This window comes from Flavobacterium sp. GW823-FHT04A11, assembly GCF_058796535.1.
In genome coordinates this window covers 2,784,473-2,800,544 of the sequence record NZ_CM179503.1, presented here as the reverse complement: position 1 = coordinate 2,800,544, position 16,072 = coordinate 2,784,473, and the positions used below count along the sequence as shown (strand labels likewise).

General features: G+C 33.4%; 7 protein-coding genes. 1 reads left to right on the top strand and 6 read right to left on the bottom strand.

Annotated features, from left to right (window positions below):
- Positions 1-10: 10 nt before the first annotated feature.
- Both AC3QL1_RS11980 and AC3QL1_RS11975 read right to left on the bottom strand, forming a co-directional pair.
- Complete coding sequence (locus AC3QL1_RS11980; protein ID WP_492491618.1) at positions 11-3,049, bottom strand: SusC/RagA family TonB-linked outer membrane protein; 3,039 nt, start codon at positions 3,047-3,049, stop codon at positions 11-13.
- Between the two features lie 240 nt (positions 3,050-3,289).
- Positions 3,290-6,091, bottom strand: coding sequence for a triple tyrosine motif-containing protein (locus tag AC3QL1_RS11975; RefSeq protein ID WP_492491616.1), 2,802 nt, complete (start codon positions 6,089-6,091; stop codon positions 3,290-3,292).
- A gap of 866 nt (positions 6,092-6,957) precedes the next feature.
- Between AC3QL1_RS11975 and uvrA the strand changes: the two genes are divergently transcribed.
- Positions 6,958-9,753 (top strand): excinuclease ABC subunit UvrA, encoded by a 2,796-nt coding sequence (gene uvrA, locus AC3QL1_RS11970; RefSeq protein ID WP_492491614.1) that lies wholly within the window; start codon positions 6,958-6,960, stop codon positions 9,751-9,753.
- Between the two features lie 182 nt (positions 9,754-9,935).
- On the opposite strand, the gene AC3QL1_RS11965 is transcribed toward uvrA, so the two are convergent.
- The 4 genes from AC3QL1_RS11965 to AC3QL1_RS11950 all read right to left on the bottom strand — a co-directional run bounded on the left by AC3QL1_RS11965 (position 9,936) and on the right by AC3QL1_RS11950 (position 16,026).
- Positions 9,936-10,235, bottom strand: coding sequence for a hypothetical protein (locus AC3QL1_RS11965; RefSeq protein ID WP_492491612.1), 300 nt, complete (start codon positions 10,233-10,235; stop codon positions 9,936-9,938).
- 372 nt (positions 10,236-10,607) lie between these two features.
- On the bottom strand, positions 10,608-12,077 hold the full coding sequence (locus AC3QL1_RS11960) for an oligosaccharide flippase family protein (RefSeq protein WP_492491611.1): 1,470 nt from the start codon (positions 12,075-12,077) through the stop codon (positions 10,608-10,610).
- A gap of 45 nt (positions 12,078-12,122) precedes the next feature.
- A complete protein-coding gene (locus AC3QL1_RS11955; protein WP_492491609.1) occupies positions 12,123-13,412 on the bottom strand; it encodes a glycosyltransferase family 4 protein in 1,290 nt (429 codons plus the stop codon).
- 175 nt (positions 13,413-13,587) lie between these two features.
- Positions 13,588-16,026 carry a YfhO family protein gene (locus AC3QL1_RS11950; protein ID WP_492491608.1) on the bottom strand — a complete coding sequence of 813 codons (2,439 nt, stop codon included), beginning with the start codon at positions 16,024-16,026 and terminating at the stop codon, positions 13,588-13,590.
- Positions 16,027-16,072 lie beyond the last annotated feature (46 nt).

The following is a 16,072-nucleotide window of genomic DNA, read 5'->3' as shown; positions in this document are numbered from 1 at the left end:
TTAATTGAAATTAAAAATTAATGTTTAAGCCCAATAAATACGTTCTTGGGATAGGATAGAATCCGTAGTCAATTCCACCTCCAATTGGAGCTCCGTTTGAAGCTCCCGGGTCAAAACCTTTATATTTTGTAAAAGTGTACAGATTATTTACTCCGGCATACAATCTTAACTTTGTAATACCTGCTTTTTGAGAAATATTCTGATTAAGCGTATATCCTAGCTGAACATTTTGAATTCTGATATAAGAAGCATCTTCCACAAAATAATCTGAGAAAATATTGTTTGCTGTTGCTCCTGTGGTAACTCTTGGAGTTGATGTAGAAGTTCCTTCGCCTGTCCATCTGTCTAAAACATAATCCAGACGGTTGGCATCAGAAAGTGTTCTCTCATAATTACGCACCATATCATTTCCTATTGAAGCAAATGTATAGGCCGCAAAATCCAGGTTTTTATAATTTAACTGAAGATTGAATCCCATAGTTGCATCCGGAATTGGATCTCCTATATTAGTTCTGTCTTTGTTATCCAGAACTCCGTCGCCATTTACGTCTACATATCTAATATCTCCGGGAACAGCGTTTGCTCCTAAAGCTTGTTGAGATGGATGTGCATCTACTTCGGCCTGATTTTGAAAGATGCCATCTGTTTTATAACCATAAAAATAACCCAATGGTTTTCCTACTTCCATACGTGATGGTGCAGGCTGACCTACTCCAAATGCTCCGCCTTCAATAAAACCGGTACCATTATTTACTTCTAAAACTTCATTGTTAAGTAAAGTCACATTATAACCTAAAGACATTGAAAACGAATCTGAAAACTTCTCTTTATAATCTATCGCAAATTCAAATCCTGAATTTCTAACAGTTCCCGCATTTAATGTTGGAGCACTTGCGCCCGGAGCACCTGTACCATTTATTCCGGAAACAGGAATATTTGGAATCAATAAATCTTTTCTGGTGTCTATAAAATAATCTGCTACTACAAAGATTTTATCACTCAATAATTTGATATCCAAACCAACGTCAAATTTTTTCGCAGCTTCCCATTTTAAAGCAGGATTTGGTACTTGTCCTGTGGCGCTTCCGTTTACTAATGTCTTATCAAAAACATAAGTTGCTTCTCCGCTCAAAAGTCCTAAATAACCATAATTCGGAATTTGATCATTTCCTAAACTACCGTAACTCGCTCTCAATTTTAAGAAATTAAGAAATTTTGGCTCGCCAAAGAAACTCTCGTCTGAAATTACCCATCCGGCAGTAAATGAAGGGAAATACGCCACTGTGTTGTCAGGGCCAAATTTGGTTGAAGAATCACGTCTTATTATGGCAGAAAGAAGGTATTTCCCTTTAAAATCATATTGTAATCTACCAAAGTATGAAAGTCTTCTCTGGTCATATACATATGAAGAATTATTTAATGTATTTGATAAACCTTTTGTCAAAGAAATATCAGCAAACTCCCAGGAATTGTTTGGTACATCATAACCTGTTGCATAAAGTCCATTACCCCATTCTTTGAAAATTGTTGTACCCAAAGTTCCAACAAGATTATGTGCGTCGGCAATTTTTGCTGTATAAGTTCCAAAAAGGTCAAATGAATAATTGTTATCATTAACAGCACCTTGCGTAACGGAACTTCTTTGTACATCAAAAACTTTTCCGCCGTAACTAATTTGTTTTGCAAATGTTTTTGACTCGCTGTTTGAGGTGTTAAAACCTATGGAACTTGACAGTACAAAACCTTTAAAGATTTTATAATCCAAACCAAAGTTTCCGTTAAGTTTTTTATAATTGTAACTATTATAGGTATTTGCAATTTGTGCCAAAGGATTGATAATTTCTGTTCCTAATCCTGTTGTACTTGGCACTAAAGTAAAATCGCCATTGGCATCATACGGATTTAAAGTTGCCGGCACGTTTAAAGCATTAAATAAAACTGAACCTAATCCGTTTTCATTTAAAGTATTTCTGGTAAAATAAGTATAGATTACATTGGTTTTCAATTTAAACTTATCGCTTAAATCTGCTCCCAAACCAAGTCGGGCTGTATTTCTTAAAAAACCAGACTTGTCTCCTCCAACAATTCCTTCCTGATCTAAGTGTGAACCACTCACCGAATACGAAATTTTATCTGATCCTCCAGAAATAGTTAAGTCATTGCTAATAATTGGCACTCCTTTTTTAAAGACTTCGTCCTGCCAGTTTGTTCCGCTTCCTAAATTACTTACGTTTGGATAAGGAAGTGCTTTTCCGCCATTAGCATAACTTTCATTTAATAAAAGTGCATATTCGGTAGCATTTAAGGTAGGTAATTTTCTGGATGTTTCCTGAAAGCCGGTATAACTGTTAAAAGAAACTCTTGTTTTTGAATTCTTTTTTCCCATTTTAGTGGTTACCAAAATAATTCCGTTTGCTCCAAGAACTCCATAAATGGCAGCCTGAGAATCTTTTAAAACCGTAATACTTTCAATATCGTTTGGGTTTAGCAATCCAAGATCTCCCACATAACCATCTATAATAGTTGCCGGTTTATTTTCGCCATTTGTCGCTATACCACGAATACGTATATCAAGCGGTGCTCCCGGCGCTCCGGATTGTGTCGTAACATTCACCCCAGAAATAGTTCCCTGAAGCGCCTGTTCAATTCTGGCCGGTTTTAAGATATCTAGCGTTTTGCTGTCCAGAACGCCAACCGCTCCGGTAATTTCTCTTTTCTTTTGAGATCCGTAACCAATCACGACAACTTCATCTAATGATTTAGAATCTTCACTCATTTTGGCAGTGACTTTTGGTCCTGAAACCACAACTTCCTGCGTTCGATAACCTATATAACTTAAAACAAGGACGGTGCCGTTTGAAACACCAGAAAGTTTAAAAGATCCATCGAAATCTGTAGTGGTGCTTTTCGATGCATTTTTAACTTTTACATTCACGCCCGGTAATGATAAACCTGAGCCATCGAGCACTGTTCCGTTTACATCATAAGTTTGCGCGAACGCAAAAGAAGTAAACAGTAACAATACCATTAATAATAATTTTGGTTTCATAATTAGTTAGTTTTTATTGAAGCTAAATTTATCTTATCCGATTAAGAATACGATAAAATTAACCACAACAAAAAACATACATCTCAAAAAAAATAGAGATATTTTAATATATGATAAAAAAGAACGCTGATTATCTGCAAAATCATAATGTTAATTTACTTAACAAATAAGTGTAAAAAACACAACAAAACGTTAATGTTGAGGTAATGTATAGTTACTTTTGAAGCAATTTCTGACTTATTATACAGCGAGAATATATTCTACTAAACCGATTTCGTGCTGTAAATCCATTTTCTTACGCAAACGATACCTTTTAATTTCAACGCTTCGTACCGAAATATTAAACAAAGGCGCAATTTCTTTTGAAGAAAGATTGAGTCGAAGATAAGCGCAAAGTCGTAAATCATTAGGAGTTAATAATGGATGCAACTGTTTAATTCTTTTCAGGAAATCTTTATCGGCACTATCAAAAGCTTCCTTAAAAACCTTCCAGGAATCTTCTTCAGTAATATTATCGTTGATGGTTCTGATTACTGATTTGATATTTTTATTATCATCCTGCGAAGTCTTTTTCAAATCTTCTTTAATAAAAGCCAAAAGTTCATTTTTGCTGTTCAGACTCATTGTGGAAACTGCCAATTCTCGATTTTTATTATCGACATCCTGCGACAATTGCTCGTTTCTGAGTTTCATTAATTGCTGTTCGTTTTCAAGTTCTTTAATTTCCAGCAAAAGATTATTTTCTTCAATTAATTTCTCTTTTTGCTTTTGATAAAAATTATTATACGCCTTATTGATAAAATATCCAATAACAACAAGCAGCAACAAATAAATAAAACAAGCCAGATTAGTCAAATACCAGGGTTTTAAAACCACAAAAGTATAAGTTGCCGTATTTTGTAAAAGTGTATTGGCATATTTTGCACGAACTTTAAACGTATATTTTCCCGGTGATAAGTTTTTAAAATTCACCGAAGATTTTGTGCTCCATTCGCTCCATTCATTCTGAAAACCTTCTAATAAATACTGGTATTCAGAATTAATATATTTGTTGTATTCCGGAACTGTGTAGTTTAAAGTAATGTTGTTTTCTGTTGATTTAAAACTTCCTTCTTCATTTAAAACAACATTTTTTAAAATTTGATTTTGTTTATTAATGAAAATCTCAGAAATAGAAACCGCATAATTCTTAAAACTTAAATCGTCGATATTAAGCGTATAATAACCATCTGTTGTTCCTATTAAATAAGTGGATTTTGAAATTTGGGTAATATTCTCAAAACCCAACATCGAATTGGTTAAAGAAGACGGAATCGGTATTACATTCTGTTTTAACTGATTACTTAATTTACTGGCAGAAAAATAATGAATGTAATTTTTAGAAAACAGCCAGATTTTATTTGATTGATCTACAATTAATTTCCCCGAAGTATATTCGTCTTTTTCGAAAATAGAACTCAGTAATTTATCTTTTTCAAACTGTTTTGTCTTTTGATTTAATTTGAAAATCCCGCCTTTATAAGCATAATAAATTTGATTGTTGAATTTAGTCAAACTCGCATTTTTTCCTTTTTTTGGAGAAGCATAAGCATGAAATTCTTTGATTTTTGAAAGTGAAGCATCCAGTTTAAATCGAAAAATTCCTTTGTATTCATGACTTACATACACTTCCAGATTGGCTGTGATTTCAAAATAACGAGACGAATAATTAAATCCTTCTATTTTGTTTCTGAAGTTCCACTGATTGTTGCTTTTCTCTAAAACCGAAATTCCGTAATAATTTCCCTGAAGCAGTATATTTTTATTATCAGGCAAAAGCTCAAATTTCCAGGTTCCTGAACCCCTGAAAATATTTCTGGCAGAATTATTTTCTATAATAAAAGTTCCAGAATCATGTCCGCAAAAAAGCGTATTATCGTATTCAAACAAAGACCAAACCTGACCTTTTGTTCCATTTATAAATTGAAAATCACCGTTGCTTTGGTATGGTTTGCAAAATAATCCCTGATTTGTTCCCACATACAACATTCCGTTATGAGTGATAGATGCGTAAACTGTTCCTATAACACCTGTATCATCGGTAAAACTGTGCACCGGCGTTTGCAGATTTATGCAATTGATTCCGTTGTCAAGCCCCACCCAAACATTCTGATCTTTATCTTCAAACAATGAAAGCGCCGTATTATTACTCAATCCTTTGCTTTGCGAAATATGATAGTTGAGTTTTCCGGCATTTGATAAAATGAAAATTCCGTTTGAAACCGTTCCCAACGCATAACTTCCGTTTTGAAGACGCTGGCTGCTGTACACAAAACTAGATTTTATCTGAGCATCAACTTCTGTCGCAAAAGGCGTTAAAGCAGTTCCGATCAATTTATAAAATCCGTCTAATTGCGTCTGAATCAGCAAACCTTCATCAATTGTAAAAACATTGACAATGGTATATTTTTTCAGAATTGGATTATCTGAAATCAGTTTTCCTTTTCCTTCTTCTATTTCGAAAAGACCTTCGTTTGCAGTTTGATAATAAATAGAATTTTTAGTGCTGAACGATTTTAGAACACCATTTTTCGGCGAAATAATTTTGAATGTTTTTGTCTTTGTATCATAAATATAAATTCGGTTTAGCGATTGAAACAAAATCCACTGATCGTATTTTAAAATGTTCCAAAACTGTTCGTCATCCAGAATTTTATTTTTAATGGTATCGCTGAGTGAAGTATATTTTAATTTTCCGTTTGGCTGGCGCGTCCAGTAGCCAAAATTCATGTAACAGCCCGTGTAAATCTTATTATCGATCACCTTAACAGATCGCATTATGGTTTCGTTTGGAGTTGGATATAACTCCCAATTGGTTCCGTTATATTCTAAAAGTCCTTCGTTATTAGCAAAATACATCAGATTTTGTTCGTCCTGAGAAATCATCCAGTTTTGATTTCCGGCGCCATATATGGTGGAAGGATATTTTACAATTGGCGGCAATTCCTGTGAAAACAGGATAAAACCCATCAAAAAAGAAAGAATAGAAAGTTTAGTTTTCAAAATTTGGTCAGAATATTAAAATAGTATTAAAGCAGTTCTAAAATAGGATATTTTATATTGAAAGTACAAATTTTTAGCAATTAAGATTTAATACATTGAATTTGGTCAATCCTATTTCAATTAATCAGGGTTTGGAAATTGTGAAAAACCATAAGATGCAGAGATAAATTGCGTCCCAATGGTTGAAACCATTGGCTAAGTTTACAAAAACAGAATTTCAACCAGAGCCCGAGATTTTAACCTCGGGGAATCATGCATTGTAGAAATGTATTACGTCCCAATGGTTGAAACCATTGGCTATGTTTACCAAACAGAATTTCAGCCATAGCCCGAGGTTTTAACCTTGGGGAATCATGGATTGTAGAAACACATTATGTCCAAATGGTTGAAACCATTCGCTATGTTTACAATACAGAATTTCAACCATAGCCCGAGGTTTTAACCTTGGGAAATCGTGGATTGTAGAAACACATTACGTCCAAATGGTTGAAACCATTCGCTATATTCAAAGAAATAGAATTTCAGCCATAGCCCGAGGTTTTAACCTTGGGAAATCGTGGATTGTAGAAACACATTACGTCCAAATGGTTGAAACCATTCGCTATATTCAAAGAAATAGAATTTCAGCCATAGCCCGAGGTTTTAACCTTGGGAAATCATGGATTGTAGAAACACATTACGTCCAAATGGTTGAAACCATTCGCATGTTCAAAGAAGTAGGATTCAGCCATAGCCCGAGGTTTTAACCTTGGGAAAAAAATGAATTCGTGGCAACAACTCTATAAGCAATTAGTTAAAATTTGTAACAATCTCATTAACAAAACTCAATTCAAAATTGATTACTTTTGTAAAAATTGACTTTTTTTATGCAAATTGATCTTTCTACACTAGACCCAAAACATAATATCATCATTAAAGGCGCCCAGGTACATAATTTAAAAAATGTAGATGTCGCTATTCCCCGAAACAAACTTGTAGTAATTACAGGACTTTCAGGATCAGGAAAATCAAGTTTGGCATTTGATACTTTATATGCTGAAGGACAGCGCCGTTATGTGGAGAGTTTATCATCATACGCACGCCAGTTTTTAGGCCGTTTAGACAAACCTAAAGTTGAATATATTAAAGGAATTGCGCCGGCAATTGCGATTGAGCAAAAAGTAAATACTACAAACGCGCGTTCAACGGTTGGAACTTCGACTGAAATTTACGATTATATCAAACTTTTATTTGCCAGAATCGGGCGTACTTATTCGCCAATTTCAGGCAGAGAAGTTAAAAAAAATACGGTTACAGATGTCGTTTCAGATGTAAAAGGGTTTGAATTAGACAGTAAATGGTTATTGCTTTCGCCGATACACCTTGAAGAAGGACGACAACTCGAAGACAAACTCAAAGTGCTTTTGCAGCAAGGTTTTGCCCGTATTTTAGTGGATAACGAAATGGTGCGTCTGGATGAATTCACGCCAACAGATCTTCATAAATTAGATAATAAAGATATTTTACTAATCATTGACAGGATTGTTGTTAAAGACGAAGAAGAATTCTACAATCGTCTTGCAGATGCTGTTCAGACTGCTTTTTTTGAAGGAAAAGGAATTTGTTATTTACAGGAATTAGGTACAGATAAAAGATTCTCTTATTCTAATAATTTTGAATTAGACGGTATTACTTTTCTGGAACCAAATGTGCATTTATTCAGCTTTAATAATCCGTATGGTGCTTGCCCGGTTTGTGAAGGTTACGGAAATATTATTGGTATTGATGCAGATTTGGTTGTTCCAAATACTTCCTTATCTGTTTTTGAAAGCGCGATTTATCCGTGGCGAGGTGACAGTATGAGCTGGTACAAAGATGAATTGGTGAAACATGCGTACAAATTTGACTTCCCAATTCATAAACCTTATTTTGAACTTACAGAGGAACAAAAAGATGTTGTCTGGAAAGGAAATAAATATTTTCAGGGCTTAAATGGTTTCTTTAAAGAACTTGAAGAAAAAAATTATAAGATTCAGAATCGTGTGATGCTGTCTCGCTACCGCGGAAAAACAAAATGTCACGCTTGTCGCGGAAAACGTTTACGTGAAGAAGCTTCTTATGTAAAAATTGGCGGTAAAACCGTTTCTGATTTAGTGGATTTGCCAATTAAACATTTAGTTACTTTTTTCAAAAATCTCGAATTAAATGTTTACGAACAGCAAATAGCGAAACGTTTGATGGTTGAAATTAACAATCGTTTATCTTTTTTGACAGAAGTTGGTTTAGATTATTTAACGCTAAACAGAAATTCTGCTACACTTTCAGGAGGTGAATCGCAACGTATCAATCTTGCTACTTCGTTGGGAAGCAGCTTGGTGGGCTCGATGTATATTCTGGATGAACCAAGTATTGGTTTACACCCAAAAGATTCTGAAAGATTGATAAAAGTTTTACTTTCACTTCGTGATTTGGGAAATACAGTAATCGTTGTTGAGCACGATGAAGACATTATGAAAGCTGCCGATATGATTATCGATATTGGTCCGGAAGCGGGAACCTTTGGAGGAAATCTCGTCGCTCAGGGAACTTATGATGAAATTTTAAAATCAGAATCTCTTACGGCGAAATACTTAAATGGTGATCTGGAAATTTCTGTTCCGAAGAAAAGACGAAAATTTAAAAATCATATTGATATTATTGGTGCCAGAGAAAACAATTTAAAAAATATAAATGTTACTTTTCCTTTGGATGTTTTAACTGTGATTACGGGAGTTTCAGGAAGTGGAAAAAGTACTTTGATCAAGAAAATATTGTTTCCTGCCATGCAGAAAAAACTGGAAAGCGCTGCCGAAAAAGCAGGTCAGTTTAGCGACATTACAGGATCATTTTCTCATATAAAACATATAGAATATGTTGATCAGAATCCGATTGGAAGAAGTTCAAGATCGAATCCTGTAACGTACATTAAAGCGTATGATGATATTCGTGATTTGTATGCCAAAGAAAAATTATCAAAAATGAGAGGTTATCAGGCAAAACATTTTTCTTTTAATGTTGATGGAGGCCGATGCGAAACTTGTAAAGGAGAAGGCTCTATAAACGTCGAAATGGTATTTATGGCCGATGTTTCTTTACCATGCGAAACTTGTGGAGGAAAACGTTTCAAAAAGGAAATTCTGGAAGTTAATTTCGACGAAAAAAACATCAACGATATTCTGACGATGACGATTGATGATGCGATTGCCTTTTTCGAAAAAAATAAACAGACAAAAATTACTCAAAAACTACAGCCGCTTCAGGATGTTGGTTTAGGATATGTGCAATTGGGACAATCTTCTTCTACGCTTTCCGGTGGTGAAGCGCAGCGTATTAAATTAGCTTCGTTTTTAGTAAAAGGCGCTACAAAAGACAGAGCATTATTCGTTTTTGATGAACCTACAACGGGTTTACATTTTCATGATATCAAAAAATTACTGGCTTCGTTTGATGCCTTAATCGAAAAAGGACACTCTATTATTGTAATTGAACACAATCTGGATCTTATCAAATGTGCTGACTGGATTATTGATTTGGGTCCTGAAGGTGGTGAAAATGGAGGTTATTTATTAGCAGCCGGAACGCCTGAGGATATTGTAAAAGTAAAAGAATCTGTAACGGGGATTTATTTGAAGGATAAATTATAATAAGTTGCTGAGGTTCTAAGATGCTAAGTTTCTAAGTTTAAAAACAAATGAGCATAAACTGTGCTGATTAATCGTAATTTAAAGATGCTAAGTTTCTAAGTTTAAAACAGATCTAAAATAAAATAGCCATAAACTACGGTGATTAATCGTGATTTATGGCTATTCTTTTTTTTTAAAATTCTTTAAGCAACCAAACATTTTTCTTCAAACGGTAAACCATCTTCGTCAATGGCAACCAATATTTTTTTCTGTTTAGAAGCTTCTAAAGTAAGATAAAGCCATGCAAATGACCACAACCCTAAAGTCAAGCAAAAAATGGTAAAATTTAAACCATGATTCACAACTTTTCCTCCTTTTGAAAGAACTGCAAAAAGCAATTTGTCATTTCTTTCTTCCAGCGTAAATCCATTATGAACTTTATTTGATATCATATTTGAAAATACTTGCACGCTTTGTTCCTGACTTAGATGATTCTTTTTCATAATTATCAAATTAAAATTAATCCAACTATTACTACAATTTATGTTTGTATGTTAAAATTTATCAGTAATGCCCGTTAGGATAAAAACATTACATCTTTACTTTTATTGCATTTTATAAGATATTTTTTATCTAATAAACCAAACCAGTGATAAATTCTTATATAAAATTAATTTTTATAAAATTAATAACAAAATAAACAAGTGTTAAAATTTAAAGTTTTTTAATTGGATATCAACAACTTAACTTTAATTGTTAATTTTTTAATTAAGAAGTAGTAAAATTACCATCTAATTAATCGACTAATTTGATAGGAAAACAGCTGATAGAAAGCAATTAAGGGTCTAATTTTATTTCACTAATAATTAAAGTCATTAAATTTTGAATCCTATTTTCTTTAAAAGACCATCAAGAACTTTATTGATGTCGTGAGAAATATCAAATTTATAGTTTAAATAAACATATAAAATCGTTACTAAAATGGATTTTAATGCGATACTAATTAATTGATAAAATGGGAATTCCCAAAAGTAAAACGCTAAAAACAATGCAAATGTAAGCAGCATTGAATAAATAGTTTCTTTGGTAAAAGGATATAAGTGAAGTTTTTTAACAACAAAAAGCAATTTTGCCAAACTGTACAATGTAATTGACAGTAAAGTTGCAAATGCTGAACCTGTAATTCCAAAGATAGGAATGAAAATCATGTTTAATACAATTGTTAGAAACACTAAAAGCAATCCTAAATACAAAACCATTCGGTAGTATTTTGTATTGAATATAATGGCGTTGTTGTTACCTAAAATCAAATCAAAATATTTTGATAAGCCAATCATAAATACAACTGAAATTCCACCGCTGTATTCTTTTGGAACCAATTCATACAATTGATTGATATTTACGAAAATACACAACATCACAAATCCACCCACCATTTGCAGGTTGATAGATGTTTTTTTGTACAATAAATTCAATTCATCGTGTTTGTTTTCATGCATTAGTTTTGCCGTAATCGGATATACAATCTGATGCATTGCACGACTAGGAACAGAAATTACCAAAGCAATATAAGTGGCTACAGAATAATAGGCAATATTCTCAATTTTCATGTATTGATTCAGCATCAGTTTGTCACCGTCTAAAAGTAAATTGGCGACACTTCCGGAAAGGATAATGAAAAAAGTATATTCCATTACATCTTTTACATTCTGCGGAATGTTGATTTGAAACTTAGGCTTTTTAATGTAAAATGCATAAAACATTGTGATTAAAAATGCGATGAAATATATCGCTGCCGTTACATAAACAAACTGCACTAAGGTAATCCAGTCGAGATATAGACCTACCAAAGCAAAAGTAGAGAATAATCTTAAACCTACTTCTTTAATGAAATTTCCAAAAACAGAATGCATGTGAACTCTTGCCCAGGCATAAAAAATCTCAAAATAAGCCATGCAGATTCCAATAAACGGAATTAAATACATAAACTCTTTTACAACAGGATTTTCTTTGGATACAAAAGCGGTAATGTCATCAAAGAAAAAGATTCCAAGAATACCCAGGGGAATACACATTAAAATAGGAAATAGTGCCGTAAAAGATAGAAACTGCTCTCTTTCCTGCTCTGTTTGGTATTGGGAATAAAATTTGACCAATGTATTTTGCATTCCAATAGCAAACAAAGGCATAATAACATTTGCTGCGGAAAGAATGTAATTTGTTAATGCGTAATAAGTTGCACCTAAAAAAACCGGATATAAATAAAGTGTATTAATGGCTCCAATGCCGAAACCAATATAAGTTATTATAGTATTTTTGAAAGACTGATTTAAAACAATACCCATTTTTGGATTTCTGAATTTTTAGATTATTTTTAGATTATTGCAATCTTATGATTCGCTAATCAATTGTGCTAATTGCTTGGTTAGGTTTTTTCTGGAATATTGTTGTAAACCAACACCATTAGATTGTAATTTTCCTTCCAAAAACTGCTTATAAAAGTCCAAAATTACACTTTTTAATTTCGCTTTTTCAGAATAATCAAAAAATACTCCTGTATTGGTTTCTTTTATAATATCTGCAAAATCAGAACCTTGTGGGCCAATGGCAATTATTGGGCGGTTTGAAACCATGTATTCAAACAATTTTCCCGGAATAATGCTTTTTGTATCTTCTGAATTAATTTCGATTAAAAGTAAAACCTGTGATTTTTTTTGATGTGCAATGGCTTCATGATGCGAAACATATCCTAAAAGATTCAAATAATCGTTCAGATTAAATTGCGCAATGGCATCTAAAACTTCCTGACTTACAGCGCCAATCAGTTTAATTTCTAAATGTGATTTAAAATCAGGAATTTCATTTAGTAATTCAACCAGACATTCCCATAAAAAAGGAGGATTTCTGTCTGATAAAAATGATCCGATGTGCGCTAAAGTAAATTTAGTATCTAAAGTTTGTTTTTCGACATTCTCAATATCATAACCATTTGTAATTACCGAAATTGGTTTGTTTGTAATGGCTTCAAATTCGGCTTTTGTAGTTTTACTGGTCACAATAATTGTGTCAGCAGAATTTAATACCTTGCTTTCTAATTTCTTATGTTTTTTATCTGCGTAACCTGATAAACGCAATGCTTTATGATACCCAATTGTTGTCCACGGATCGCGGAAATCGGCAAACCATTTTACGTTTAGCTTTTCTTTTAATTCCAATCCAATTAAATGTAAACTGTGCGGAGGGCCTGAAGTAACAATTGTATCTATATTATTTTCTTTGATGTATTTTTCAAGATAAGAAACAGAAGGTTTTACCCAGAAAACACGGGCATCGGGAATAAAAAGATTCCCGCGAACCCAAAGAAAGGTTTTATCTAAAAAGGTCTGTTTCTTTTTATGAGGAAAAATTCCGGAACTAATTTTCTTCGTTTTATTCTTCGAAAAAATAGAAGCTAACTGATAAGGTTCCCAGATTTTATTTTTCAGAATAATCACTTTATCTGAAATTTGGCTAACTAAACCTTCATCAATAATGGGATAAGTTGGGTTTTCAGGAACGTACACAATGGGCTGAATATCAAATTCAGGTAAATACTTTACAAATTTCAACCAGCGTTGTACACCGGGACCTCCGGCTGGCGGGAAATAATAGGTAATGATTAAGAGTTTTTTTTGTTCCATTCGATTTATTCGGTTTCACAGAGACACACAAAGTTCTCGCAAAGTTTCGCAAAGATTTTTTAAAGATTCTTTTGTGCATCTCGGTTAGATCTTTGTGTTTCTCTGTGAAATTATTCTTTCACAAAAGCGTCGCAAAGATTTCACGAAGATTCGCAGCGTTAGAAACTGAGACTGTTTACTGAGACTGCTTTGCAGAATTCTTTCTCTCAAAATAAACCCCACCAATTAAAAGCAACAACATTCCAATTGAACTTATTAAAGTAATTGTTCCTCCGGTTTTTACAACCTGTGGTTCAAATTTAAATTCGATAGTATGTTTTCCACCCGGAACTTCCATTGCTCTTAAAACGTAATCTACAGGGAAATGATCTGTCAATTGTCCGTCAACGTAAGCGTTCCATCCATTTTTATAATAGATTTCAGAAAATACCGCTAAACCGTCATTTTTATTATCTGATTGATATTTGATGTAGTTTGGTTTGTATTCAACAACTTTTATCGTTCCGGTTGTATCCCATTGTTTTTTTAATCTTGCATTTTTAAATTTACCTTCATAATCATGAACATTAAAAACAGCAACATTTTTTGTATCTAAATGATCCAAAGCTTTCATAACGTCGTCCGGCTTGTTTACAAGTCGTACTGAGCCTACAAACCATGCGTTCCCGTTAGTATTTGGGTTCACTGTTGGAAATTCTTTTCCTTCTTTATCAGTCTGGATAATGTATTTTACGTTTAACATATCCAAAACTTCCATGTTATTTTTTGCGATTTGATAATCAAATAACTGTTGTATTCTTCTGGGTTTTGCGGCGTGATAACCTCCTAAAGAATGATGAAAATAAGATGCACGAGCACTGGACATATTTCCATTAACTTCAAAAACTCTGTAGTGTGTGGTATCTTTTAAAATCTGAGCATCAGAAGGTGTTTCCTGAAAAGGCGCTGCAATTTGTACCGGACTTACAAAATCCTTTGCAGAAACGTATTTTTTATCAACAAAAAACAAATCAAAAATCATTAAAAGACCAACGATGATTAAAGTTGTATTTTGTGAAAATTTATTCTTGATGAATAACCATAAAATTCCAAAAGTCACCACGATAAAAAAGCCTGAACGCAATAAATCAGCAGAATATAAAGTCATTCTGTCTTCTTTTAAAGCATCTACAAAAGCAGGTCCGTAACTTTCTAAATAATAATTATCATTACTTCCTGTAAAGTGAAAAAATCCTTTTGCAATTACCAAAATCACAATAATTCCTAAACCAAAAACTCCGGTTTGTACAAGAGCTTTCTGCTGTAATTTTGGTTCGTCCTTAGCTTTAAAAAATGATTGCAATCCCATAACGGCAAGAACCGGGAAACAAAATTCTAAAATAACCTGAATAGAAGAAACTGCCCTAAATTTATCATACATTGGAACGTAATCGATAAAAAAGTCAGTTAAGAAAGAGAAGTTTTTCCCCCATGAAAGTATTAATGAAAATAATGCCCCACCAATAAAAACATATTTTATTTTTCGGTCATCTATAAATAACGCTAAAACTCCTAAAAAGAAAACGACAACACCAATATAAGCCGGAGCTGCAACAATAGGCTGATCTCCCCAATAAGTTGGCATTCCTGAAACGAAATCCTGCGCTTGTTCTGACGGAACCCCCTGCTCCATCATAAACGAATACATACGACTGTCTGTACCTACATTTTCATGATTTGAACCTCCGAAGATTCTTGGTGCAATTAGGTTAAAGCTTTCTGCTATTCCGTAACTGTATTCAGTAATATATTCCCGGCTTAAAGCATTTTCATTTACTTTTTTAGACCCATCAGGATTAAAAGTTAATTCGCTGTTGCTGCGTGTACTAAATTTAGCATATTCGTTTGTAGCCATTAAATTCGTCGCATTTGCACCAATTGCAAAAATTCCCGCAACAGCCAAAACTCCACATGAAATTAAAAGCGGCTTATATTCTTTTTCTTTTATAAATTGAAAAGCAAAATATCCTGAAAGTATTAATAAAAATATCAGTAAATAATACGTCATTTGAATGTGGTTTGCATTCACTTCCAACGCTACTGCAAACATGGTGAGTAAACCTCCCCAAACGTATTTTTTCTGAAAAACCAGTATGAAACCGGCAATTACAAGCGGCATATACGCAATCGCATGTGCTTTTGCATTATGGCCAACGCCAAGAATAATAATTAAATAAGTAGAAAAACCAAACGCAATGGCGCCTATAAATGCTTTTAAGGGATCTGTTTTTAAAACTAGTAATAATCCGTAAAAGCCTAAGAAGTATAAAAATAAATAATCTGCCGGACGTGGTAAAAAACGCAAAGCATCATCTAATTTACCCACATAATCGTTTGGATAATTTGCTCCTAACTGATACGTCGGCATTCCGCCAAAAGCTGAATTTGTCCAATAAGGTTCGGCATGTTCTGTGGCTCTAAAATCATTTTGCTCTTTTGCCATTCCGGTATATTGTGCAATATCGGACTGGAAGATTTGTTTTCCCTGTAAAACCGGGTAAAAATAAATTAAGGAAACGAGGATAAAGCCCAATATAACAAGGGCGTGCGGATAGAACTTATTTACTATTTTCAATTTTGGCTGGTTTAGGTTAAATGATGATTCCTATTATTTAGGTCAC

Bases quoted from the DNA above. Each gene is read 5' to 3' on its own strand.
- AC3QL1_RS11980 (WP_492491618.1), bottom strand. From the start codon at position 3,049: ATGAAACCAAAATTATTATTAATGGTATTGTTACTGTTTACTTCTTTT.
- uvrA (WP_492491614.1), top strand. From the start codon at position 6,958: ATGCAAATTGATCTTTCTACACTAGACCCAAAACATAATATCATCATT.
- AC3QL1_RS11965 (WP_492491612.1), bottom strand. From the start codon at position 10,235: ATGAAAAAGAATCATCTAAGTCAGGAACAAAGCGTGCAAGTATTTTCA.
- AC3QL1_RS11960 (WP_492491611.1), bottom strand. From the start codon at position 12,077: ATGGGTATTGTTTTAAATCAGTCTTTCAAAAATACTATAATAACTTAT.
- AC3QL1_RS11955 (WP_492491609.1), bottom strand. From the start codon at position 13,412: ATGGAACAAAAAAAACTCTTAATCATTACCTATTATTTCCCGCCAGCC.